The following is a 26,163-nucleotide window of genomic DNA, read 5'->3' as shown; positions in this document are numbered from 1 at the left end:
ATGTTCTAACTCAGTTAAATAGCTGTCAAAGCGTCTTTGTGGTTAGATTCAATTATTTGTTTATTGCGCTGTTTTACATCCATCAAGGCATCTTCAACTTCATATAATATGTCATTAGTCGTTTGTCCTTTTTGCCAAACAGCATAAGCAATAGAACACGTTAAAGATAAGGTTGATTGCATGACTTTATTATTAATACTTTGTTGTATTTTATAAGCAAATTGTTTGGGCGTATCAATTTTATTTAGCGGTATCACAATAATGAAATTGTCATCTAACCAGCGAAATAATTGAGCTGCTGCAGGTATTTTAGTTTTTAAACGTTGGGCTACATTCTTTATAACTTCATCACCAATTAATTGGCCATATAACTCATTTACCTTTGAGAACTTATCGATATTGAGTTGATAAAGGACAAAGGCTTGTTGGCTTTGCTCTGCTCGTTCACACCAAGATAACAAGCTAATTTGTCCTGCGCGGCGATTAGCTAATCCAGATAAAAAATCCAGTAGAGACATTTGCTCAAGCTTTTGAGCCATTTCACCAAGCTCTTTAATTCGTCGGAATGAAAAAACTAATAAACTGATTGAAACAGTAAGGCCTAAAGGTATCCATTCATCTAATTCTAAACCTTCATGTTGGCGAGAAAAATTGTAAGCCCACTCCAAAATATCAAATTGGATAAACACGATTAAAAAAATAAAATTGATGACTATTAAAATAGCAAGGTCTTTAATTACGGTAGGGTGATGTATGTATTTTTTATGAGGCATTGATAACTACTACTGCTCTTGTGTAAGTGAATACTAATATAAAAATCAACGGGGGTAAATGCTAGTGAATATTATTAGTGTTTAACTGTACATAATTGATTACAAAGGGCTTTATAAAAGTTCATGATTGGATGGTTTTGGGCTTTATTAAATAGACAAGTATAATTTGGCGTAATTGCTTATTGAAACTAAAGTGTATTGAGAAGGTTTATAAAATTCCCCTAAAATAACAAACATAAATAAAGGACTATAAAATGAAAAAAGTAATCGGCTTCACTCTAGTTTTACTTGCTTTCACTACTCAACCATCAGCAGCAGCCCGATTAGTCAACGACATGCAATCTTGTCAGGCTTGGATTGACTTCATTAATAAGAAACTTGAATCAGCTCCATCTAAGTATGATGACGACGACATAATTATAGTTAGGGAAGGGCTTGACGGTTATAACCAATATATTCAACATGAAATTGTATCCCCTGGTTTATTACAATTTACAGGGGGAGATAAATCTAAAGCCGATGATTATCAAAACCAAGTAGATACTTACAAAGAGTCTCTAGTGGTTCAATTAGATACTCGTTATCCACAAAATGGTTTATTTAGCGATTATGCTATAGCAATCAATAATTGTGCAAAAAAATCGGTTCCATCAGGGCAAGAATTAGAGGACCTAAAAGCCGCGCTTAATACTATGTTGAAACTTGCAGAGTTAAACTAATCAAGAGCAAATGAAATAAGTAAAACACTCAACAACATAGTTTGGACTTTTTGTATTTTTACTTATAGATGAACGGAATCGACATCTTGTCCGGTCTTAATCTATTATATAAAAGGGCTATTGTTAGTCAGACTGATATTATGAATGGGTATTAAAGCATCAATAAGAGAATAAATTTTATTCTCGGGGTATACTTTATTATTCGTTTATTGGCTCATTACAGATTACACCTAGGTTAAATTCCATGAGTAGACTCAAATTAAGATCTATTGCCTCTCTTACGAGTTTTGAGATAGATAAGGTAAATACCTAGATGCATACTGACTTTAGAAAAGTAGATGCCAAGCTTATTAGGTTACTGAGTTTTGTAGGTACGGCTATATTAAGCAGTTTTATTATTGCCGATCTTTCTGTACTGCCGACATCATTAGAAAGCGTGTATTTTTCATCACGTTTGTTTGTGCAACTTCCCGTTTGCATTATTTTCTTTCTACTTACCTTTATGCCTTCTTATCCAAAACTTCATCAGTTAACAGTATGTTGTGTCATGCTAGCGCTGACTTATAGTAACTATTGGTTAATTGTTCAGTGTTGGAAGTTAGATGGTTTTGCGTTCCCTTATGAAGGCACCATTATTTACAGTTTGTTTGCGATATTCGTTTTTAGAATAAACTTTATTTCTGCATTAATACTTTGCGGCATCGCATTAGCAGGTTATACATTTTTAACGTTTTCTTACCCTGTGTATGGTGCCTCAAACTTTATTAATTTGTGCTTTGTCGTGTCCTCTATGGTTGTCGGTTTATTAGGGCTTTATCAAATTGAGAGTGGGTTGAAGAAACTTAGAATGGTCAATTTTAAACTCACTGGCTTAAGCCAAATAGATCAACTGACCAATATTTTCAATCGTGGTACTTATGAAATTAGATTCGCTGAGCAACTTGAGTTAAACAAGCGTGTTGGAAATAGTGTTTGTGTGTTTATTATTGATTTGGATTCATTTAAAAAATATAACGACGGCTACGGACATGTCCAAGGCGATAAAGTGATTAAGTTACAAGCTGATATGTTGAGCAAAATTTTTCGACGTACTACAGATATTGTTGCTCGTTATGGTGGTGAAGAATTTGTAGTGGTGACATCGAACAATACCGAACAAGAGTGTGAGAAATTAGCACAAAGGATCATAGAGCAATGGCAGTCGCAAAAAATACCTCACAATGATAGTAACGAAGAAGATCATGTAACCTGTTCAGTTGGCTATTATTTTGAAGTGGTTAACAGTGGCTCCGAGAAAGAGTTGATTGTGGAAAGAGCGGACAAAGCCCTTTACCAAGCAAAAGCGCAGGGGAGAAACTGTTTTGTACGGTATCAATAAAATACTATCTAGGGGATTTTGTTTAGTGAGTACAAGCGTCTCGTCCTCAAAATAAATGTGGGATGCAAATGTAATTATTTTCTCTGTGTAATCTGTGCCTTGGTGGTTTAATAAAGTTCTTTCTTTTATTTTTCATAATTTAAATATATTATTTGCTCGCTTAAAGTCGTAGGATGGCTTATTGGTTATATCTTGTTTCTTCATTTCTTCGCTCCTTACGGACTAACTAATTAATTTTACTTAGCAATTCATATTGTTTAATGAATTGTGAGAACTGCAAAGGAAGTCTTGTGAAAAAATTACTGTTAATTGTTGGCTGTATTTTATTTTTAGCAGCTTGTACGACAAGTACGACTCAAATAAAAAATTCTCAAATAAATAATTCTGAGTATTTAAACTTAATTGGTGATAAAGACGAAGTCTTAAACTATTGGGTTGTAGATAAGTCAGTTGCCCCTAAATACCCAATTATTGCGGGTGAAGAAAAAGTGTCTGGCTGTGTTGAGTTTTCATTGATCATCGGTTCTAACGGAATGGCTGATGATCTTATTATTGTAAAGTCTTTCCCAGAAACACTCTTTGATAAACCAGCCATAGAGGCAATTGAAAAATGGATTTGGCTTCCTACTGATACCAATATCAATAAACAAACCGTGGCAACAACCATTCAATTTGACTTTATAACCAAACAACCTGTAAACGAGAGTGAAGTAAATAAAGCTTGCCGGATATAAAATCGCATTAAGAAATAGCGCATCAATAAAACTGATGCGATTATATTTATGATTAGTTATTACGTTTAAATAGTTGGTTTTTACTTGCGTAAAACCAAGTTAATGCAAGCAACAATAAAGTAAAGATAACCGCGACAGGTTCAAATGTATTGCCTAATAACTCGCGGTATTTTTTTGCCCAAAATAAAGCAAAAAAACAATGGCTGGTAAGAATAAGGTCACACCAGAAATTTAACAGCTGCGCCCATTTAACTTGCTTAAATCCGTACCAAGCCAAATTCCCGAAAAATACTGCAACAACCAACAATACAGTTGGAATAATAAAGTGCTTTCCAATAATAAAGGTTTGTAACACAGACGCAGATGCGATTAGTGCAAAAGTAGCCAGTAACCAGTCGAGTCCATGACGAAAGTCTAATTTTTTCATTATTTTACCTATTCAATTTATCCATTTAGTTAAATTTTAATATAACGGTTTGTAAATCATAGGTAAATTATACTTTTAGCAAATCCATAAACATTTCTAATTAAATCTAATTAAGGCACATTATTTGGTTATTTTAAAATTATTAGCTGAAACTCTAATGAATTAGTGAGTTGGGGCGTGATTAATAACATTGCATAATAACTCATTGATTATTTCATACCGATCGGTATTATGGGCTGTAATTTCAGTCTAAACAATTTTATAGCAATTAAAACGGCAATAGAGAGCTTTTAGCACTTCCAAAAGCATTTACAGAAAATATTAAAAAGAAGGTTTTATGGTAGATAAAGTAAAAATAGATATCGTTTCTGACGTAGTTTGTCCTTGGTGCATTATTGGTTATCGTAATTTAGAGAAAGCTATTGAAGAGCTTGGCATACAAGATCAAGTTGAAATTGAATGGCAACCGTTTGAACTTAACCCAGATATGCCTTTAGAAGGTGAAAACTTAAGTGCGCACTCTGCTAGAAAATATGGTTCAACGCCTGAGAGCAGCGCACAGTTTCGTGTAGAAATGGCAGCTCGTGGTAACGAGGTTGATTTTTCTTTTGACTACTTTAAAGAAATGAAAATAGTAAATACTCGTGATTGCCATGTTTTACTTGAGTATGCCAAAGAATTTAACCTACAAACCGAGCTTAAATTACGTTTGTTCTCTGCATTTTTTACTGAGCATAAAGATGTGTCTGACCGTGAAGTGTTGGTAAAGGAAGCTGAGACCGTAGGTTTGAATCTAAATGCAGTCACAGCGCAACTGGAAGATGAAACCTCAGCTTTACATGTACAGCAAGTAGAATCACAGTGGCAACAAATGGGGATTTCATCTGTTCCTACCGTTGTGGTTAATCGCAGAAATGCAATTGCTGGCGCACAGCCCGTAGAAGCATTTAAACAACTACTTCAATCAGCGATCTAGTATCAGCTATTTCATATTAGTTTTAAGTACTAAGTTGTATAAAAACGCTACGTTTAAAAAACAGGTCAATTGACCTGTTTTTTTATGGTGCATGAAATATTACTTTTCTTAGAAATAGAAATAGAAATAGAAATAGAAATAGAAATAGAAATAACAAGATTAATTAAAATGTAAAACGGGCTAACGTATTCATTGAATTTTTAAAAGTGAGAGTAAGATTTAGCGCAATTATATTTATTTAAAGTGGTTGGCTTTGTTTATTAAATCAACTCTGTTAGATTGCTTGACCTTTTGATTCTGTTCGTCAAATATATCAAAAATAAAGAGGCGATGATTATTCGCTTTCAACTAACAACACAACAAGAGAAATTAGCTTATGCTCATCTTTTTTATTTGCATCACTATCTTAATATTGGGTTATAAGTTTTATAGTCCATTTGTGGAGAAACAAGCGGGTATCGACCCAACAATTGATACACCTCAAAAACGATTTAATGAAGGCGTTGACTACGTAGCCGTTCATCCTGTTCGTGCATTTTTAATCCAGTTCTTAAATATTGCTGGAATAGGCCCAATATTTGGTCCAATTTTAGGTGCGTTATATGGACCTATCGCTTTGGTATGGATTGTACTTGGTAATGTTTTAGGTGGCGCGGTTCATGACTTTTTCTCTGGTGTAATGAGTATAAAAGAAGATGGTAAAAGCTTACCTGAAATTGCAGGCAGTTATTACAATGTCGTCTTCAAAGGTTTTATGCTTGTGTTTACCGCTATGCTACTATTTTTTGTAGGCGTTGTATTTATCATGAGCCCAGCTGGCTTGTTTAGTCATTTAGATATATTTGAAGGTACTATTTTCGCTAATAATACTTTTTGGGTATTGGCTATCTTAAGTTATTACTTTCTAGCAACCTTGTTACCAATTGATAAAATTATTACTAAGTTTTACCCAATTTTTGGTTTGTTAATGATTGTAATGACCACCTTAATTGGCGGGGCATTATTAATGGATGCGCCACATTTACCTGTTGCTGGAGACTTCTTAGCTTACTTTGAAGCAGATCATGCCCATGACTTTTTAGAGCCAAACCCTGATGGATTACCAACTTGGCCATTATTATTCATAACGATTACCTGTGGTGCTATTAGTGGGTTCCACTCAACTCAAGCACCAATAATGGCTCGTTGTTTAACCAACGAAAAATACGTACGTCCAGTATATTATGGCGCTATGATATCTGAAGGTATTGTAGGTTGTGTATGGGCTCTTGCTGGTATTGCCGCTTTTCCAGATGGTTATGCAGGTTTAAAAGCATTGCTTGATTCTGGTGGCCCAGGTTTAGTGGTTAACCATGTAGCAAATAGTTACTTGGGAACAATTGGTGGGGTAATGTCGATTATTGCAGTTGCAGTATTTCCAATTACATCAGGTGATACCGCTTTCCGTTCATTACGCTTAACTATTGTTGATGCGTTTAATATTCCGCAAAGCATACGTAACCGTTTATTATTGGCTGTGCCAATTTTAACCATAGCGTATTTTATGACTAAGTTAGATTTCTCCGTAATTTGGCGTTATTTTGCATTCTCAAATATGCTGTTATCAACCAGCGTATTATGGTTAGCGACTAAGTATTTATTTGATCGAAAAGCATTTCATTGGATTACCAGTATTCCTGCTGTCATTACAACGGCAGTTACCATTTCATATATTATGACGGCGCCTATTGGTATTAATTTATCAAGTGATTTAGGCAAACCTATTGGGGCTGTTGTTGCTGTGATTGTTTTCATTCTGGTTGTGATTGCAGACGCGAAAAATAAAAAATGAATGCGATTTAAATACTAATGCCTGATTAATGTAAATATCAACTCTGTAAAGAGTTGATTGTACTTTACACTTAACTCATTATTTTAAAGACAGCAATAAGCCTATTAACATTATGTTAGCGGCTTTTAGTTTTCTATGGTTATATTCTTTTATTAGCCATCACCAGATCCCAATTGACAAACTAAAAATAAACCTTTAGATTCAGCCACTTAAAAAAATATTAATAATTAGGGAAGAATTTAATGTTAAAATCTTTTACTTTATTTTCTGCAATACTACTTTTATCCGCTCCAACTTTCGCTAATAACGTTTCAGAACCCGGTGATATTTATATTGGTTTTAATGTCGGTAACGCAGACTATGGAATTTATGATGATGCTTATACTACTGAAGAGCTTAGTAATAGCGACTACACTTTTGATGATTCAGACACAGGGATGCAATTTTATTTAGGTTATCAAGTGACTCAATATTTTGCTGTTGAAGCTTCTTACACCGATTTAGGTCAAGCCAGTATGAAGGTTGACATATCTAATAGTCTTGTGAAGAATGTCAATGGTATTTCTTACACCTATAACTTATCAGGCAGTGCTAAAACTTCTTTAGCTACGACAACAAAAACGCTTGCGTTAGTTGCTCGTTATCCCATTGGCGAAAATTTGTTCCTTAAAGCTAAGTTAGGCCTTAATCAATGGGAAATAGCACCATTACTAACTCTTGACTATAGAGTTGAAATACCGGAATTTAATATATATGAATCAGTGTATAGAAGTGAGAAACTAAAAACTGAGTCAGACCTAGACTCATTTGGATCCTTAGGTGTGGAGTATGCTTTAGATAGTTTTAGTATTACAGCTGACTATCAAGTGTTTACCCTAGATGAACGTATACTTGAAAGTGAAATTAATTTATTATCTGCTGGGATAAAAATAAGTTTTTAATTATAACAACAGCAAGGGCATGGCTCTATCTGAGTTAACGCCTAAAAGAATCAATTTATATAAAAGCCGATTAATGTTTTGATGTTAATCGGCTTTTTTGTGCCTTTGACTAAATAACGGTTTAAGTTACTGAAAACCTGTACATATTTGTCATTGTCATAAGAGTTTCTTTTTCTATTTATAAAAATGAAATATTAAAAAAGTAAGGTGATGTTACTGTTTAAACTTGTTATATAAGTAAAAAATGTCAATTACCTCACGTCGTGAATTTTTAAAATTATCCGCTGGAAGTGCGTTTGCTCTGGCTGTTTCCACTTCCTTAACTGGCTGTGCTGCGCTACAACAAAAGTCACTAACCGCCGTTGAATTCCTTCACGGGGTTGCCAGTGGCGACCCGTTAATTAACGCGCTTATTATCTGGACTCGTGTGCAGACTAAAGAACCTAGAGCTAGAGTCGGGTGGGAGCTTGCAAGTGATGCTGCTTTCAGCAATGTCATTAGACGTGGCACTGAAACCACCGATAAAAGTCGCGACTTTACATTAAAAATTGATGTGCAAGATCTTAGCCCTAACACTGAGTATTTTTATCGATTCATTGGGTTAGACTCATTTAGCCCAGTAGGTCGCGCTAAAACCTTACCTGTTGGCAATGTCGACCAAATAAAAATGGTGGTTGTGTCTTGTTCTAATTATCCAGCTGGATATTTTAACGCGTATTCAGACGCTGCCAAGCAAGACAACCTAGATGTGGTTTTACACTTGGGCGATTATATTTATGAATATCCAATGGGTGGCTACGCCACAGACAAAGCAGAAAAAATTGGACGAGAATTAGCAGCAGATAATAGCGGAGAAATTATTACCTTAAGTGATTATCGTAAACGTTATGCTAAATATCGTACTGATAAAGGCCTGCAAGCACTTCATGCTGCTGCACCTTTTATTGCCGTTTGGGATGATCATGAAGTGACGAACGACACATACAAAGAAGGTGCTGAAAATCATAATGAGGGAGAGGGCGACTTTTTCAAACGTCGTGCTGCTGCAATACAAGCCTATTATGAATGGCTACCAATTCGTCCGCCTATGGGAGAGCAAAACCCACAGATTTATCGTTCGTTCGACTTTGGCAATTTACTTAGTTTACATATGTTGGATACTCGTGTTATCGCCAGAGACAAACAATTGGCTTATAGTGATTACCGAGATAAAACCACTAAAAAAATGAACGTGAGCCAATTCGTAAAAGATCTAAACAGTCCAAAACGACAACTACTTGGTAATACCCAATTAAGCTGGTTAACATCCGCTATGGCTAATTCCACAGCAAAATGGCAAGTATTAGGACAACAAGTATTAATGACCAAAATGTGGATGCCAACAGAAATGTTCTCACAACCGGATCGAACTAAAACTTTATCGGTATTAGCTGAATTGGCGGCAATTAAACAAGATGTATTAGCTAATAAAAAAGTAAGTGCCGAGCAGCTTGCTCGTGTTAATACTTTAATGCCGTACAACTTAGATGCTTGGGATGGTTATCCTGCAGAACGAGAAGTTTTGTATAAAAGTGTACTAGAGCTAAATAAAAAGCTTGTTGTGGTCGCCGGAGATACACACAACACTTGGTATGGCATGTTAAAAGATGCCAAAGGGAATTCTGTGGGTGCTGAGTTTGCAACTCCAGGGGTGACATCGCCGGGTATGGAGAAATACTTCTCTCTTAACTCTAAAACAGCAGAACAAATGGCTGGTGCCTTATCTTTATTGATCAATGATTTAGAATATTGCGACTTGTCCCAACGTGGTTATATGTTACTTACATTAACCAACGAACAAGTAAATGCAGAATGGCGTTATGTTGATAACATTGAATCACCAAGTTACAACATAGTTAACCCGCATCAAAAGGTGTATACAGCCTAGAAAGCGTTAATAATATCAAATAAGTAAGAAATGACTGGGCGGTTACGTGAATGCGTAACCGCTTTTTTGTGCATGGTTCTTTATATATTAATATTCCATAAAGCTTAGCTTAAACTTTAATATAAGCAGAAATCAGCTCTAGGCTAGAAATAGAAGCTAAATGCAGGCAATAAAAAAGCCACGTTTCAGTGGCTTAATTAAGGTGTTACTTGCTTGTAACTCTTGAGTTAAGGTTAACTCTAGTAGTCAGAACCACCAAAGTTCATTGTAAACTCAAGGCCAATCATACGAGGTGCGCCAGCGACAAAAGTAGGGTTACCAAAACCACCGCCTGTGTTACCTGCATCGACTAAGTACTCTTCATCAAGTAAGTTATTAGCGTATAAGCTAACAGACCAATTAGACGTACTTGCAATACCTAAACGCGCACTCATTAAACCAAAACCTTCTTGGCTAATATCTAAACCAGAGATAGGGGCATTTTCAGGCTCAAAGAATACATCTGAACGGTAGCTGTATATCAGTGAACTAGTTAGGTTTAATGAGCTTGATAATTCAGTACCATAGAATAAACCAGTACTGAAAGTCCACTCAGGTTGAAGTCTAAATGTATTACCGGCTAATTCACCATTGTTGCTGTCATCATCAATTTCAGCGTCAAGGTAAGCTGCATTAGCAAATACTTCAAACTCATCAGTAAGTAGCGCTCTAACTTCCGCTTCTAAACCAACGTTAGTTGCAGAGCCAGCGTCGGCAGAATAAGCTACGCCTTCTTCATCTTGCAATGTAACTTGGAAGTTTGAGTAGTTCTGATAGAACACAGCCAATGAATAATCTAATGTACTTTGTAGAGCTTTACCTTTAATACCAGTTTCATAGTTCCAGATAACTTCAGAAGGGACTTCTGTAACTGAAATTACAGGTTCGCCTAGAGTATTACTCGTGGAGCTCACTTCTAAGACTTCAGAACGTCTGCCTTTTGAAATGGTTGCATAAACGTTTGTTGCTGAATCAATTTCATATAGTGCATTAAAACGTGGTAACCAGTCATCATAATCCGCTTCAGCGTAAAATGTTTCACCAGCTGTATTAACAGTAAAGAAAGGTGCCTGAATTAATACGCTGTTTGGCGCATCTGATTTATAACCACTGCGTTTTTCTTCTTTCACGTAGCGTAAACCAGCGGTTAATTCTAAAGCATCTGTTGCTTTATAGCTTATGTCAGCAAAAGCAGAGTAAGCAGTATTTTCACCAAAGTTAGTAAACTCAAGTGAATAAGGTAATACAGTTGCAAGACCTCCAGTTAACACTGGCGTTAATACATTCACACTGCCGTCACTGTTTATACAAGGTACACCACTATTTAGAAGTCCTAAACAATTTAAGAAGACAGACTCTTCTGTGCTAAATGGCACAGCTTGAAAACCATCTTCATCAAAGTAACTCGCACCAAAAATACTAGTTAATTTATCTTGAGTATAAACCGCACGAATCTCTTGGCTAAATTGGTCGCCTTCCGCTTCTTCAGCAAATTCTAAGAACCATGCTTGGGTACCGTCACCGTCAAATACTTCCAAAGACTCAAAACTGCGTTGAGCGGTAATAGACGTGATAGTTAAATTGTCACTTACGTTCCAGTTAGCCGTTAAGTTAATGTCATCAACCGTACGATCTACACCTAAGTCTTCTCTACCAAATACTTCTTCAGAAAGTGGAGAACCTGACAACTCAACAAAACTATAAGGGCTAGTATCACCACCTGTTGGTGCGTATAAACCATTTTTGAATGACGTACCAGAGTCGTCATTTTTTTCGTAGGTGTATACCAAATCAATTGTTACGTCATTGTTTGGGGTAAAACGTAAAGATGGACGGTAAGAAACATGATTAAGGGCATGCATATCTTCTTGTACAAATCCGCCAGCGCTTTGTGAATTATCATCACCTGCAATGTTTTCAATAAAGCCATCACGAGCACGATATGTAAAAGCAACTCGGCCTTGTAGCATGTCGTTACCACCGGTAACAAAACCGCTGACATTATTTGCATTAAAGTTACCAACAGACGCTTTTATTTGAGCAGAAAAGTCTTGCTCTGGTTTACGCGTTGCAACACTGATTGCACCTACTGATGCAGCTGTACCAAATAAGGTAGCTTGTGGGCCTTTTACTACTTCAATCCCTTCAATATCAAATAGTTCAAAGTAAGAACCACGAGAGCGAGATACATCTACACCATTATAATAAATAGATACACGAGACGATGACTGTGAAGAACCACTGTCTGAAGTAATACCACGGATAACAAACCCTGGGTTATTAGGGCTTTGTTCTTGTATCACTAATCCTGGTGTTATGTCAGATAACGCATCTAACTCACCAATACCGATACTTTCTAAAAAATCTCCATCATAAGCACTGATTGTCACAGGTACATCTTGAATCGACTGTGCACGTTTTTGTGCTACAACTACAATTTCTTCTAACGCTTTAAATTCTTTTTCTTTGGTTTCATCTGCGTAACTGTTTGCTGTAGTAGCACACAATATAGCTAACGATAATTTGGCTAATTTAGTAAGAGGGTTGGAAGTTAATTTACTACTTGTCATTTTTAGATCCGATTAATTGATTAAGTGATTAATTAAAACTCCAAGGATAGTAATGAAGAAATACGAATTTTTTGCGTCTTTAAAATGACAAATTAATGAAACTACATTTCAGATTTATGAAATGAGCAAAATAACCATTTCATTGTAATTAGATATAAATGATATTGTTTTTAAAGAAGTTAATGCTTTTTATTGGGGGTTAAGGTTTTTGAGGGAAGTGAAAACGTTATAATGTCGAGCGATAATAAGAGAACCTTATTAAGCGTATACAAGGTTAAGCTTATACAAGGTGAAGGGTAATCAAATAGTTTAGGTGTTAAATCCTAAATTTTAACTTTTATGACTATGTATATGCTTGTGTTAAATATGTTTTAATTTACCCTAGATTACATATCAGACTATTGGGCTGGTACAAACGACTCCCAAGCCAAATGAAAGAGGTGTTAATGAATTTAAATCAAGTCACATTACCAGTAAAAGATATGGACGAATCCACGGGGTTTTATATACAGCTCGGTTTTATTCAAATTGTCGATACGCCTCATTATGCTCGTTTTGAATGTCCAGAAGGTAATGCAACCTTTTCACTTTCATTAGACGATGCTGATTATTCAAATGGTGCGGTTATTTATTTTGAGCATGAAGCGCTTGATGAATGGGTAACACTGATCAAATCTAAAGGAATAGAGTTTAAACAAGACCCAACAGACGAGAGTTATTTATGGCGTGAAGCTGTATTACTTGACCCATCAGGTAATAAAATCAAATTATATTGGGCTGGTGAAAACAGACTCAATCCACCTTGGCGAGTAGAGAAGCGCTTAGTAAAAAAGCTCGCTAAGGCGAAAGGCAAAATAATGATAAAAATACACAGCAAAAGCACAGCTTCCAAGAATATAGATTCCAAGAACACTGCTTCCAAGATCAGGGCTTCTAAAAATACAAAGCGAACATTTATACAAATGTTCACAGCCATTTATGCTGCGCTAATACTTTCAAGCTGTGTTAGTTGGATAACGCCAAGTGTTAACTCTGAGTTAATAGAGCTGCAAGCTGGTGAATATCAGTTAGACAGTCAACATGCGGCATTAATATTTAAAATCCAACATTTAGGCTTATCAACGTATGTAGGACGTTTTAATCAATTTGATGCTCAGCTTAACTTTGATCCCAAGAATATGGCCAATGCATCATTAAACGCCGTAGTAGATATAACTTCCGTTGATATTAACAATGCAGAGTTGGCAGAAACCTTACAGAACGACACTTGGTTTGACAGTGAACGCTTTCCACAAGCATCTTTTACTAGCCACACGGTTACCGTAATATCCGACACTACTTTTAACTTTACAGGGGATTTAACATTCAGAGGCGTTACAAAACCGGCAACGTTTAAAGCCATGTTTCATGGCGGTGCGGATAACTGGATGACCGGAAAATACACCATTGGTTTTAGCGCTGTTGGTCAAATAAAACGTTCTGACTTTGGCATGGACAGCTACATACCTATTGTTGGTGACGAAATCGATTTAGAAGTTTATGCAGAGTTTCTCGACGCTAGTAAGTAGCTAAATAGTTACCCAATATCAATGGGGGAGACTCTGACTCTATTGATTATTTAACCAATCTAGCCCATGACGTAAGTTGAGTTTATTCATTATTTTATTTATCTGATTTAATTTAACAGAATTGTACTGTTTGTAAGCTTTAGCCTTTGTAGATGATAGGAAATTTAACTTTTAGCAAATGCATGGTTTAGTTGATGTAAGTTTAGTTAATGTCTGTCTACTTTTGTGGAGTCACATCATATTTAGAACCTAGGCGTTATCGCATGGAATGAAGAATATTTGAACAAGACAAAATAAATCAAGTGTAAGATTAATAATTAATAATAATCAACAATCAAGTACATTGAAATTATTTGTGTGTACCGAAGAAAGACGCCGTATTTGTATGTAATTCTAAAAAAACATGTGCAAGGTAGCATCACCTTTGACATGCATCTTTATTGTTGGTTAATTTAGTGTATAAAATAAAAATCAAAGAATAGAAGTAAAAAAACACAAAAACATAATATTTTTGTAACATTTTATTAAAAAAGAAATATTTGTTGTCTTTTTATGGTTGACCAATCTCATTTAATGAAGTTAATATCAAGCTGTTAACTGATTTCCGTTCTGATCGGATCAGTATTAAAATAATAATAAATAAAATTATTAAATAATAATAATCTAATAACTAAAAACAATATTTCAAGTGGAACAAGGATAAAAAACATGTTTATAAATAACAAATTAGCTAAGTCTGTGCGTTTAGCTATAGCATTTGGTGCGGCAGCGTCAGTATTGCCTGCAACTAATGCGTTTGCAGCAGATGAAGACCCTGAAGCGTCAGCTAAAGCTGAACGCATTACCGTAATCGGTTCTCGTATTAGAACTGATGAGTTCGCAAATGATACTCCAATTGATATTATTTCAGTAGCCGATGCTGAAAAATCAGGAATGAAAACGTTAGGTGAATTATTAAGAACTAGTACAGCTGCAGGTGGCTCAAGCCAGTTAACAGCGGCCTTAACTGTTGGTTTCGTAACTGACGGTGGTACTGGTACAGAATCTGTATCTCTTCGTGGTTTAGGGGCTCAAAGAACGTTAATCCTTTTAAACGGTCGACGTGCCGGTCCTGCTGGGACTAGAGGTGCAGTATCTGCATTTGACTTAAACAGTATCCCTTTATCAGCGGTAGAGCGTGTTGAAATATTAAAAGATGGTGCATCAGCACTTTATGGTTCAGATGCTGTAGCTGGTGTAATTAACATTATTACTAAAAAAGGTGATAGCAAAAGTGTCACTGTTGATATTAGCCAACCTTTTGAATCCGGCGGTGAAGAAAAACGTATCAATATCTCTTATGGTGAACAATTTGATAAAGGTTCATTCCGTGTAACAGCTGATTACAATAATAAATCTATGTTACAACGTGGCGACAGAGATTACTTAGATTGTACAGAAAGACTTCAGTTTAAAGAAGATGGTACTCGTAACGACCCTATTGATCCTCGTACTGGCGAAGCTCATTGTAGTGAAACAGGTTATGGTCTTTGGTTATATGGTGAACCAAGCACTGCATTAGGTGGTAGCTTACAAGCCGCCTATGATTATGATGGTTTCTTTGCAGCGAATGGCTATGAAAGCATTAATGATAAAGATATTGCTTTAACAACACCAGAAGGTTGGTACCCGGTATCTTATGCTGATGATTATGCGAGTGAAGGTTGGTGGGATCTACAACATCCATATTTAGCAAAACAGACGTTAATACCTGAGACAACTACAGCATCACTTTACCTTACTGGTGATTATAATATTACTGATGACATCATGTTATACGGTGAATTCATGCACAGTCAACGTGTTACAGAAACCTATGATTACCGTCAATTCTGGACTGCTGAAGTTGGTGCTTTACCAGCAAGTTCTTATGAAGGGTTTGATAGTGATTCTGACGCTGCGATTTTCCCAGTAGCTTTAACAGATCACTTTGATTCTGAAATTGAAGTTAATTATACTCGTGGCGTAATAGGCGCTACAGGTGACATAGGTTTTTGGACTTGGGATGTATCTTACCAGCATAGTTATAATGATGCTTCATACGATCAAGAAATAATTTTCTATGACTCTATGTATATGGCTCAGGTAAACGCTTATTATGGCACAACATGTAATGGCGAAGTAACTGAGTTTAGTGGTAAAACGTGTGTAGATATCCCATGGACAGATCCTGAGTTTTTATATGGTAATAGAACTGCTGAACAAAATGATTTCTTATTTGGTTCAGATAAAGGCACCACTACTTATAGACAGCAAACTATAGAAGGTTATGTTAGTGGTGATCTTTTCGAATTGCCTGCTGGTGAAGTTGGTGTTGCAATTGGTTTCCAAATACAAAAAGATGAAATTAAAGATACTCCAGGAGAACATACACTTAATGGTAACTCTTGGGGCTTATCAAGCTCAGGTATTACTGAAGGTGATCAGCTAACTAAAGCTGTTTATGCTGAATTTTTGGTTCCAGTTATAGAAGACTTATTCCTTGTTGAAAAACTAGATGTAACTGCGTCAGCACGTTTTACAGATGTTGATACTTTTGGTAGTGATACTACATACAAGTTAGGTCTTAACTGGAAAATTATCGATGGTCTAAACATTCGTGCTAGCCAAGGTACATCATTCCGTTCACCTGCTTTATTTGAACTATATTTGGCAGAACAAACTAGTTTCGGTAGTCAGTTCGCAATTGACCCTTGTGTTGATTATCAAACAGAGTTTGATTCAGGTAACATAACTGAAACAGTTTACTCTAACTGTGCTGCTGATGGTATTCCAACAGATTATGAGAATCCAGGAAGTTCAGCATTATTAGTAACAAGTGGTGGTGCTGGTCGATTAAGTGCTGAAACTTCAACTGCACAAGGTACTGGTATTGTATGGACAAGCCCTGAGCAAACATTTGCGTTTTCAGTAGATTGGTATAAATTTGAAATTGAAGACGAAATCTCTAGCTTAGGTGGATCAGACATAGTAGGTCGTTGTTACAGCTCTACTGATTTTGCTAATGAACCTCTTTGTAATTTATTTACACGTAGAGACGGGTCAGATGCATATGACTTTGGTATCGATCAAGTTAATGGTGGTTATGTAAATATTGCTAATCAAGTAGCTGAAGGTATTGACTATCAATTTACTTACCAAGATGAGTTTGAATTTGGTGAACTTCGCTTCTCTTTAGAGCACACAAAACAAATCAAACGTGTATCTCAATTGTTTGAAGATTCAGAATACAATAACTTAATCGGTGAAAATGGTAATCCAGAACACAATGGCGTTGCTCGTTTCTCTTATAGTAACGACGATTTCAATGTAACTTGGACAACGACATATTACTCAGCTACCAATGACTATGAGTACTATTTTAGTGAAACAAATACAACGACTGTAAATGATGAAACTGTTACATTTATTGATGAAATTCCTGATACTGTTTATCATTCAGTATCAGCAGGATTCTCTATTGATAAATTAGACTTAATATTTGGTATTGCCAATGTTATGGATAAAGAACCAGCGAGAATTTCTTCAAGCGGTTTTGATTTAGGTAACTCAGCGCTTATTTCTCAATCTGACTTTGTTGGTCGTAGAGCATTTGCTAACTTACGTTATAATTTCTAAACTAGTGTAACTAATAAAGCCTTTACGTTAGTAAAGGCTTTTTTTTTAATAAAAATTTACTAAAAATCAGTTAAGGATTAATTGTGAAAAAAATAATAGTTTTTTTTATATGGACGGGTGTATTTTCACTTTTCATTAAACCATTTGTAGCAGTATCTGCAGTGGATAATGATATTTTAGAAGCTTATTCAAAGTCATCTCTATACTTGGATATTAAAATATCACCAGATGGTAAATACTTAGCTTCTACTTCGAGAGATGAAAACGGGGTTATTTTATTAACGGTATTAGATATTGAAGAGCAAAAAGTAGTTTCTGTAACTCGAGGAAGAGGGAAAGAGTCAGTAAATACGTTTGACTGGTTGAATGACGAACGACTTTTACTTTCTATGGCACGCGAAGTTGGCTCACTTGAAGTTCCTTTTGGCACTGGTGAACTAATTGGTATGGACGCTAATGGTAAAAATAAAGTTATATTAACAGGTTGGCGTGCAAAAAGTGGTGACAAGCGATTCTCCCAAGTGATTGATCTTTTACCAGATGATCCAGACTCTGTATTAATTTATAGTGTAGATTTAACATCAAGAGAACCTTATTTAGATATTTACAAAATGAAGGTAAGTAATGGTAGAAAACAAAGTCAGGGCAGAGCTCCTTTAAGAGCATATAGAGGTTCTGGCGCCAACGTTTATACTGACCAAGATGGTAATGTGTTAGCTATGGATGGCGCAGATCCTAACAAAGACAATGAAAGTGTTCTATTAGGAAGAAAAACGGTCGATGATGAATGGGAAGTATTGTTTAAATCAGGGGCATATGAACCATCTTTTAGACCAATCGTTTTTCTAGAGGATAATAAAACTCTAGTTGGTTTAAGTACAATCAAGACTGATACTTGGTCTCTTGCCACATACAACCTTGAAACTAAAAAACATGAAGTTTTAGCATCTCATGAAAAAGTAGATGTATCCCCAATTTTATTTAGTGAAGAAGGAAAGATTAAAGAAATATTTGGTGTTTCGTATGAGTACAACACTATAGATGCACATTTTTTATCGGATGTTAAAAATAAATCTTTTCAAAAGTTAATAGCTAGCTTATTAAACACATTTAAAGGGCAAGCGGTTAATATTACGTCTACTACAAAAGACAATTCAAAAGTTGTTCTTCGTGTAGGAAATGTAAATAACCCAACTCACTTTTACTTGTTTGATACAAAAGCAAGAAAATTAGTTCCATTGGCAGAAAGTAGACCTTGGTTGAATGATGTTGATATGCCAAAATCAAAATTAATCACTTACAAAACAAGAGATGGTTTAGAGATATCTGCAGTATTAACATTGCCAAAAGGAAAACCTGAAAATTTACCATTTATTTTGCTTCCACATGGCGGTCCTCACGGCCTTTACGACACGATTAGTCGAATAGATGGAGATGCTAAAGTATTAGCTTCTCACGGTTATGCTGTTCTACAACCTAATTTTAGAGGCTCTGGTGGTTACGGTTTATCATTTGATAAACTAGGCTTCCGTAATTGGGGCACAACAATGATCAATGATATGACTGACGGAACTATGCATCTTGTAGAAAAAGGAATTGTGGATAAAGATCGTATGTGTGTTTACGGTGCTTCGTATGGTGGTTATGCAGCTTTGCAAAATGTAATTAGAGAGCCAGATCTCTATAAATGTACCATTGGTTTTGTAGGCGTATATGATCTAGACATGATGTTCGAGAAAGGAGATATTCCTCGAAATAAATCAGGGAAAAATTACTTAAATCGTGTATTACCAGTTGGTGAAGATAGAGACTTTCAGTCTCCAATAAAGAATGTTGATAAGATCAAGGTTCCTGTATTTATCATCCAAGGTGAAGAGGATCAAAGAGTACCGAAAGAGCATGCTTTTGCCTTAAGAGACGCTCTTAAGAAAAGAAATCATCCTTATGAATGGATGATGAAATCGGGTGAAGGTCATGGTTTTTACAAACCTGAAAATAATGTTGAAAGATGGAAAGCCATGCTAGAGTTTTTAGATAAATATACCGCTAAAGCTCAGTAAAATAATTGTAGTTTGATACTGCTCTATTAAGCATTTAGCATAATAGTGGTTTTTCCAATTAAATAAAAATCCGATAAATTATATTTATCGGATTTTTATATATCTGAAGTAAAAAAATATAACTTTCGTAGCCATAATCTGCATATATTTGTGCAGATTAGGTTGGTGCTTTACGCTTTTTCGAGATAGCGTTTGAGTCCTTAATCGTATTCAAATTTAACAAAAAAGTAACTTGAGTGGTTGTACTTAGGGATTTCATAGCAAACGACACAGAAAGCTTTACTGAAAACGACATGCAAAGGTTAGTTACCGTATTAAACGACGAGTCAGTAACTCAGTACCTTTCAACCAAAATTCCTTCACCATACACGCAAGAAGATGTGCGCTTGTGGATAGAAGAGGGCAGCAATAGTCCACTAGTTAAAGCAATTTGTTTTAACGGTGTTTTAGTTGGTTTTATAGGTGTTAACCGTGGGGAGTTTGAATATCAAAAATCCGGTGAAATTGGGATTACACAAGAAGCGGTATTAAAAAATGCCATCTTTAAAAATGACCAATTCTACGACAACCATATATTCGCAAAGCTTAAATAGATTCTGAATTAAGCGACTGTGAATTAAGAAGGTTGGCAATAAGAGAGTCAGTAGAAAGAATTAGAAGAGAGACTGTGTGAAATAAACCCAAATAAACATGTATGTCTTTGTTACTTAGCTCTTTGTTATTTCCCCGTTAATACCCTGTTATGTATTCATTTGTTTTCAGAAAAATATCTAATAAATAATCCATAATGTTTACACATTGTATCTGTATTATTTAGGGGTATAGTTAATTCAATTGAATCAAATGTGAAATAAGGATCTACTTACCATGCAATTATTAAATCGTATAAACAAAGGTTTATTGCTGTGTACTAGTGTTTTAACCTTAGTGGTATTACAAGGATGTGAGAATGCGCCAAAGTTAGACGATAGTCAGCTAAATGCAGGTAAAGCCAATATTCAGGCTGGACTGGATATTTCCTTATTTAAAGATGGTGCGTTTATTCTACCTCCTAAAATTGTTGACTGTGAAACAACCGCAAGAACTAAAACCACGTGTTATGAGCTAAAAACATCTGGTGCTCCTGCCATGCGAGAACCTGGGCCATTTTGTCCTAGAAATACTTCTGACGGAGCCGATGTTGGCGGTGCTTGGTTCGATAAAAGTGGCAGTGGTGATTTGATTGATATTACAGGGGAGTTTATTGTTAACTTAAGCCGTTATTACGACGATCCTAACTGGATGTTGTATGATCCTAAAACCAATAAAATCCGTTACACAGATACCAAAGCTTCGTGTTTGGGGGCTGCCAAGCCTGATGTAGAAGAGCAATACAAACAAAACTGTATTGAATGTTTAATGTCTTACCTAGATGATGACTTTTCACGCACCTATTTAATACCTACTACACCAATTAAAGCCGAAGAAGCTCAACGTGTACGTACCGTAGGTATTGCGTTAGATGGCGCAGAGTTATCTGGCTCTGCACCTGTAGATGCTATTTTAGGTAGCTATACAATTGCTGCTTTTGATGATTGTGGTGGTCATATTAATGTACATCAAGGTTATCACTACCATTCAACTACAGGTTGTACCGACACTGTGACCACAGATGATGGACATGCGCCATTAGTAGGTTATGCACCGGACGGTTATGGCATTTATGCAATGGAAGATGCACTAGGCAAAGAAGAATCGTTAGACGAATGTAGAGGCTCAACGGACGAAGTACGTGGTTATCATTATCATGCCGCTAGTCCAAGTGAAAACATGATCATTGGCTGCATTAGCGGAGAAACCGTTAGAAGCGCTGACGAACATGCCGGGCCTCCTCCTGGAGCGGATGGAAGACCACCAAGAGACGGCAGACCACCAAAGGCCGGTAAACCGCCAAGAGACTAAGCCGCCAGAAACTAACAAAACCAGCTTTTCCGCCTAAACAATCATAGCAAGACCAAGTAGGAGCTTATTTAATGCTTATAAAAAGCAGACCATTTAACATTGTGTATGTGGCAGTGGCGAGTATGTTTTTAATGCAAACCATAAATACCGCTAATGCGCATTCCAGCTCATTAAATAAAATAGCGCTAGAAGTATGTAAACAAAAAGAACGTTCACAAGCTTGCCAATACAATGGAGGGCATAACGATTTATACATAGGTACTTGCCAATATATCTCAGAACATGACTTAACCTGTGTCAGGAATCAACCTATACAAAAAGTAGAGTCTGATAAACATAGTCATAATATTGAAGCGAATCAAAAAAAGCAGGACTCTCAAAAAGATAATAAAGCAAACAAGAGTAAATAATATTCTAACCTAACGTTTAAGAGGCTTATTGCTAGATTCAAATAAAAGCCACAATGGATAATTAAATAGCCATAGTGGCTTTTTAGTTTGGTGGAAGTATCAATGGGAGACCCCATTGATTAGCAACTCGTAAGTCAATGACATAAAAAATAACCTCTTCAATATTTCTTCCCTCAGTGATAGAAAAAATACCTTGAGCTGAACTCAAATTGACTTCAATGTTTTAGCAAATTAGAGGAAATTAGAGTGGGTGTCCACGTTATTTTCTTTCAAGTTTACTTTAACATTTAAGTTTATATGTTACGTAATGTATATTTGGTGTAAATAAATACTAAGAGAAAATGAGCAAACTACATGAAAAGATTATCAGTCTTAATATTTACCGTTTTACTTTCCTCATGTACATCTCCACCTCATGCAAACACTAACGCTCCTTTTGATGGTGTTAAATTTGATAATATTGAGCCCTTTGAAGATAAAGGTTTATTTGACCTGCTAAAGTGGAGAATAGAGAGTATTAGTGAATCTACTCCTTGGCCGGATAAAATTGACTCCAAGCAATTTAAACCTTCTAGCCAAAGATCAGTAAAGCCAATTATTACTGTGATCAACCATGCATCAGTACTTATTCAGGTTGATAATATAAACATATTAACCGACCCTCATTATTCACTCAGAGCTTCACCTGTTCAATTTGCTGGCCCTAAGAGAGTTGTTGAACCTGCAATTGCCTTTGATGATTTACCTTCAATTGATATCGTTCTTATATCTCATAATCATTATGACCACCTAGATCTTGATACGCTCAATCGTTTAAACGATAGAGACAGCCCCCAATTTGTTGCAGGGTTGAAAACGAAGTCATTTTTAGAAGATAACGGAATTAATAGCGCTGTCGATCTAGATTGGTGGCAAAGTATAACCACTAATAATACCAAGATTACTTTTGTTCCCTCACAGCATTGGTCGGCTAGAGGGATATTCGATAAAAGAGAAATGCTTTGGGGTGGGTTTTATATTGAAAACGCTTATAAGATTTACTTTGCTGGCGATACCGGATATGGGAAGTTCTTTAAACGAATTAAAGAGGAGCTAGGAGCACCGGATCTTTCTTTGATTCCAATAGGTGCTTATGAGCCTAGATGGTTTATGAAAGATGCTCACCTTAATCCAAAAGATGCTTTACAAGCATTTAAAGATATAGAGAGTAAAAAGATGATAGGGATCCACTTTGGGACTTTCAAGTTAACCGATGAGGGATACAATGATCCAATTGAGACGCTTCAAGAGGAGATTAAGAAATTAAACATGGATCCTCTAAAAGTAATTGTTCCTACTTTTGGAAAGCCTTATTCAATTTAGGTTATTGTATATTTCGTTACTGTCACTTTTAAACTGGGACAAATTAAACTTGGTGTCCCGGTTATCTTTTTTGAATTATTGGAACTTACCCATGAAGTTAGTTTTTATCTGTTTTTTCTTATTATTTTCAACCGCTCCTTTGGCTTTAGGGCGTGTTGTTTCTTATCAAGAGGTTAATGAATCGTTATTTGCTTCAATAGAAAAAATTGAAACTTGTGGAGAGTGGCGAGTTAATCAAAAGCTTGGGCACTTTAGGCTAATAACCCTTTATTATTCTGGGCAAAATTTATTGTTTGTAGATATTGTTGCTTTAAACAAATCACAGACTCAATTAAAACCAGTAAAAGGATTTACTTTTAAAGAAATTAATAACGACCACTCCGATATTGTTATTGATAATATTGAATGTTTGCCTTTAGCTACAAATAAAATACAGGTTAAAGTGAAAGCAACCAATACCAATGATCAAGCATTTCAATTTTCATTAGTTATAGATGGTGAAAAGAATACCTACCAATATAATGAAACATCTAGCAATCAAGATAAATAATATAGAACCCACCTTTAGATAATTACATACTAATATAAATCAAAGTGGGTACGATCATAATTGGGCTTCCTACTAACATCTTAAAACACAAAAAAAGCTACCTAAGTAAATAGATAGCTTTTGTTTTATTATTTTTATAACTTGCTGATAACGCTGGTTACAAACGAGCGCCAGCGTGATTAACCTAAAATTGCTTTTACATTTTTTAAGTTATCCCATAAATGGTGTTGACCAAAGTACATTTCAGGTGGTTTTATTGATGGGTCTATTAATTTGTTAATGGCTAATATAGCCCCACGAACACTATATTCGGTTGTGAAAACTATCCCATCTGGTATTTCAACAAATTGTCCTAAGAGCGCAAAGTTTTGCGAGCCTTTAGGTACAACAGGAGGTCTGTCACCTTCGGTTCTAGGTAAAAACTGAGAGATCCCGTAAGGTAATCTACAAGGTACACAGTAAGATGTTTCAAGAAGTTCTGTTTTCTCGTCTTCGTTTAGATCTGCCCATAAATGTCCTAGGAGCTCTTCTAGAATTTCTTTTCCAGTACATTCATACATAGGTTTTTTTACAAATTGACCAATCTTATCTTCACCTAATGCCGAAACCCAAATTACACAAGTATCTGCCGCTTGACCTGGATAAAAAGGCTGGCGATAGGTGTGTACATGCATTATCCATGGAGATTGTGTTAAAGGTAAGGGGCTTTGTACTCCCATTTGTCGTTCAACTAACCATTGGAATTTTCTTTCAAACAGGTTTCCTCTAAACGTGACGGTAAAGTGCATGATTCTAGAAAGTGAAACATCACGTAAATAACGGTCTGGTCTACCTAAGTCAGCTTGTTTGGCTACAATGTTTTGCCATAACTCGTAAGCTTCGCCTGGTTTTTCTACCGGTGTTGTAGATACAGGCTCATCATGAGAACCATAACAATGATTAGAAACAATTGAGCCAATTGTCAAAAATGCTTTGTCTTGTGGCCTAACTTCTATTGAATCTAGGGCTTTATCTTCTGAATTTTTTAAATGTAAGCGTTCTACCCAACGTTTATCATCACTTTCTTTAAAGTCTACGTCCGTAATACAAGTATCATAATGTATTTGAACGCCTTTTTTTGTTATGAGTTTAATAGCAGGTAGAATGAACGAGTGGTAGTTTGTGTAACGTGTACGTTCTAAAGAGGTCATTTTATCCATATCAGACATACGGTGATAAAATAGTTTCATGTAACGCTTCATCTCTATCGCAGAGTGCCATGGCTGAAAAGCAAAAAGAGCACGCCACATATACCAGTAATTACTCTTGAAAAAATCTTCACTAAAATAATCAGTGATTTTAGCGTCTGCTGGTATTTTAGATTCTGGTATTTCTATTAATCGAGCCATTTGAAGGGCTTCAGTCGCACCTAATCCAAGGTCGTGTCCCGTATCTTTCTCACCATTTGCATGTAATAGTCTAACCACAGTGTCCATATGGCATTCTTTAGCATTGGCTTCATAATCGTCTAGGCATGAACCATTTTCGTCATAAGGTATTAATGACCAAAATTCTTTGGTGCAGCAATATACTTTATCTTCGTACATACGGCTGCCTCGCATTATGTAAACAGGTTTACCATCAACCATTTTAAAAGATGCATCCATTGATCCACCCACTAAATCCGTTTCAGTATTTTTTTCAAAAATGTGAATGTTTTCTGGATTGAAACCAGCTTTCTGCACTAAGTAAACAGCAGCTGATAAGGAAGCTAATCCTAATCCGTTTAAATAAATTTTAGAATTGCTCATAGTATTTACTCCGTTAAAGAATTATTTAACAATAAGTAAAAATATACGCTTCGACTTTTTTCAGTCAAATGTTTGTTTTCATGAATTAAAGTTTAAATGATATAGAACAACTTTAGTCAGTTTTGAGAGAAAACTGTTTGCATAGCTTAGCTTTTTGTAGTCCAGTTATTAATTTAATTGGTACTGAGCATCATACTATTTTTAAGTGATTAACCGCCGTGTTTGGGTTAGCAATGTTGCATGACCCAAACACGAATATTGCTGATAAGCATATATTCGCAAGGCTTAAGTGGCTTAAATAGCTTTAGGGCCAAAAGGGCACATGAACAGAGCATCAAATAAAGATGCGGTTTTCGTTATTTTTTAGGATTTTAAAAAGGAAAATATGGGATATTTTATAGCGTCAATATTGATTGCTTTTGGTCTTTATAGCTTAAGTTCAGATCTAAACTCATTTCAAGGTTGGTTTTCTCTTTTAGTTGGTTATTGTATATTTCGTTACTATCATTT

19 protein-coding genes and 1 pseudogene are annotated in these 26,163 nt (G+C 35.7%); 16 read left to right on the top strand and 4 right to left on the bottom strand.

All coding sequences use genetic code 11. The features are described 5' to 3' along the window. Positions 1-14 precede the first annotated feature (14 nt). The gene (locus Q0940_RS01870; RefSeq protein ID WP_299263193.1) at positions 15-773 is read right to left on the bottom strand and encodes a GGDEF domain-containing protein; all 759 of its coding nucleotides are present in this window, start codon (positions 771-773) and stop codon (positions 15-17) included. A 254-nt stretch (positions 774-1,027) separates the two neighbouring features. On the opposite strand from Q0940_RS01870, the gene Q0940_RS01865 reads away from it, so the two are divergent. The 3 genes from Q0940_RS01865 (at position 1,028) to Q0940_RS01855 (ending at position 3,604) form a co-directional block, all read left to right on the top strand. Then, positions 1,028-1,492, top strand: coding sequence for a hypothetical protein (locus Q0940_RS01865; protein WP_299263191.1), 465 nt, complete (start codon positions 1,028-1,030; stop codon positions 1,490-1,492). Between the two features lie 313 nt (positions 1,493-1,805). Further along, a complete protein-coding gene (locus tag Q0940_RS01860; RefSeq protein ID WP_299263189.1) occupies positions 1,806-2,870 on the top strand; it encodes a GGDEF domain-containing protein in 1,065 nt (354 codons plus the stop codon). A gap of 290 nt (positions 2,871-3,160) precedes the next feature. Beyond that, positions 3,161-3,604: an energy transducer TonB gene (locus tag Q0940_RS01855; RefSeq protein WP_299263184.1), complete on the top strand. Its 444-nt coding sequence runs from the start codon at positions 3,161-3,163 to the stop codon at positions 3,602-3,604. 52 nt (positions 3,605-3,656) lie between these two features. Here Q0940_RS01855 and Q0940_RS01850 read toward each other — a convergent pair whose 3' ends face one another. Next, a complete protein-coding gene (locus Q0940_RS01850; RefSeq protein WP_299263182.1) occupies positions 3,657-4,031 on the bottom strand; it encodes a hypothetical protein in 375 nt (124 codons plus the stop codon). 337 nt (positions 4,032-4,368) lie between these two features. Between Q0940_RS01850 and Q0940_RS01845 the strand changes: the two genes are divergently transcribed. The 4 genes from Q0940_RS01845 (at position 4,369) to Q0940_RS01830 (ending at position 9,706) form a co-directional block, all read left to right on the top strand. Then, positions 4,369-5,007 (top strand): DsbA family oxidoreductase, encoded by a 639-nt coding sequence (locus tag Q0940_RS01845; RefSeq protein ID WP_299263180.1) that lies wholly within the window; start codon positions 4,369-4,371, stop codon positions 5,005-5,007. Between the two features lie 376 nt (positions 5,008-5,383). Next, positions 5,384-6,838: a carbon starvation CstA family protein gene (locus Q0940_RS01840; RefSeq protein WP_299263178.1), complete on the top strand. Its 1,455-nt coding sequence runs from the start codon at positions 5,384-5,386 to the stop codon at positions 6,836-6,838. Positions 6,839-7,080: 242 nt separating this feature from the next. Then, positions 7,081-7,779, top strand: a complete 699-nt coding sequence (locus Q0940_RS01835; RefSeq protein ID WP_299263176.1) for an outer membrane beta-barrel protein — start codon at positions 7,081-7,083, stop codon at positions 7,777-7,779. 244 nt (positions 7,780-8,023) lie between these two features. After that, on the top strand, positions 8,024-9,706 hold the full coding sequence (locus Q0940_RS01830; protein WP_299263174.1) for an alkaline phosphatase D family protein: 1,683 nt from the start codon (positions 8,024-8,026) through the stop codon (positions 9,704-9,706). A 239-nt stretch (positions 9,707-9,945) separates the two neighbouring features. Here Q0940_RS01830 and Q0940_RS01825 read toward each other — a convergent pair whose 3' ends face one another. After that, positions 9,946-12,315 carry a TonB-dependent receptor gene (locus tag Q0940_RS01825; RefSeq protein WP_299263172.1) on the bottom strand — a complete coding sequence of 790 codons (2,370 nt, stop codon included), beginning with the start codon at positions 12,313-12,315 and terminating at the stop codon, positions 9,946-9,948. Positions 12,316-12,761: 446 nt separating this feature from the next. On the opposite strand from Q0940_RS01825, the pseudogene Q0940_RS01820 reads away from it, so the two are divergent. The 9 genes and pseudogenes from Q0940_RS01820 to Q0940_RS01780 form a co-directional block, all read left to right on the top strand. Next, positions 12,762-13,130 (top strand): annotated as a pseudogene (locus Q0940_RS01820) (VOC family protein); the annotation flags it as partial. Between the two features lie 42 nt (positions 13,131-13,172). Beyond that, positions 13,173-13,883 (top strand): YceI family protein, encoded by a 711-nt coding sequence (locus Q0940_RS01815; protein ID WP_363323564.1) that lies wholly within the window; start codon positions 13,173-13,175, stop codon positions 13,881-13,883. A gap of 708 nt (positions 13,884-14,591) precedes the next feature. Next, positions 14,592-17,540: a TonB-dependent receptor gene (locus tag Q0940_RS01810; RefSeq protein WP_299263170.1), complete on the top strand. Its 2,949-nt coding sequence runs from the start codon at positions 14,592-14,594 to the stop codon at positions 17,538-17,540. A 161-nt stretch (positions 17,541-17,701) separates the two neighbouring features. Next, entirely contained in the window at positions 17,702-19,600 is a 1,899-nt protein-coding gene (locus Q0940_RS01805; protein WP_299263168.1) for a prolyl oligopeptidase family serine peptidase, read from the top strand. Positions 19,601-19,893: 293 nt separating this feature from the next. After that, positions 19,894-20,193 carry a hypothetical protein gene (locus Q0940_RS01800; protein ID WP_299263303.1) on the top strand — a complete coding sequence of 100 codons (300 nt, stop codon included), beginning with the start codon at positions 19,894-19,896 and terminating at the stop codon, positions 20,191-20,193. 274 nt (positions 20,194-20,467) lie between these two features. Further along, on the top strand, positions 20,468-21,541 hold the full coding sequence (locus Q0940_RS01795; RefSeq protein WP_299263166.1) for a YHYH protein: 1,074 nt from the start codon (positions 20,468-20,470) through the stop codon (positions 21,539-21,541). A gap of 71 nt (positions 21,542-21,612) precedes the next feature. Next, positions 21,613-21,951 (top strand): hypothetical protein, encoded by a 339-nt coding sequence (locus tag Q0940_RS01790; RefSeq protein ID WP_299263164.1) that lies wholly within the window; start codon positions 21,613-21,615, stop codon positions 21,949-21,951. Between the two features lie 354 nt (positions 21,952-22,305). Beyond that, positions 22,306-23,313, top strand: a complete 1,008-nt coding sequence (locus Q0940_RS01785; RefSeq protein WP_299263162.1) for an MBL fold metallo-hydrolase — start codon at positions 22,306-22,308, stop codon at positions 23,311-23,313. Positions 23,314-23,404: 91 nt separating this feature from the next. Next, complete coding sequence (locus Q0940_RS01780; RefSeq protein ID WP_299263160.1) at positions 23,405-23,863, top strand: hypothetical protein; 459 nt, start codon at positions 23,405-23,407, stop codon at positions 23,861-23,863. A gap of 179 nt (positions 23,864-24,042) precedes the next feature. Here Q0940_RS01780 and Q0940_RS01775 read toward each other — a convergent pair whose 3' ends face one another. Then, positions 24,043-25,653 (bottom strand): oleate hydratase, encoded by a 1,611-nt coding sequence (locus tag Q0940_RS01775; protein WP_299263158.1) that lies wholly within the window; start codon positions 25,651-25,653, stop codon positions 24,043-24,045. Between the last annotated feature and the right edge of the window lie 510 nt (positions 25,654-26,163).

Source organism: uncultured Psychrosphaera sp., assembly GCF_947500655.1.
In the GTDB taxonomy this organism is placed as follows: Bacteria; Pseudomonadota; Gammaproteobacteria; order Enterobacterales; family Alteromonadaceae; genus Psychrosphaera.
The sequence above is the reverse complement of the archived record's forward strand: the minus strand, read 5'-3'. Positions and strand labels throughout refer to the sequence as shown.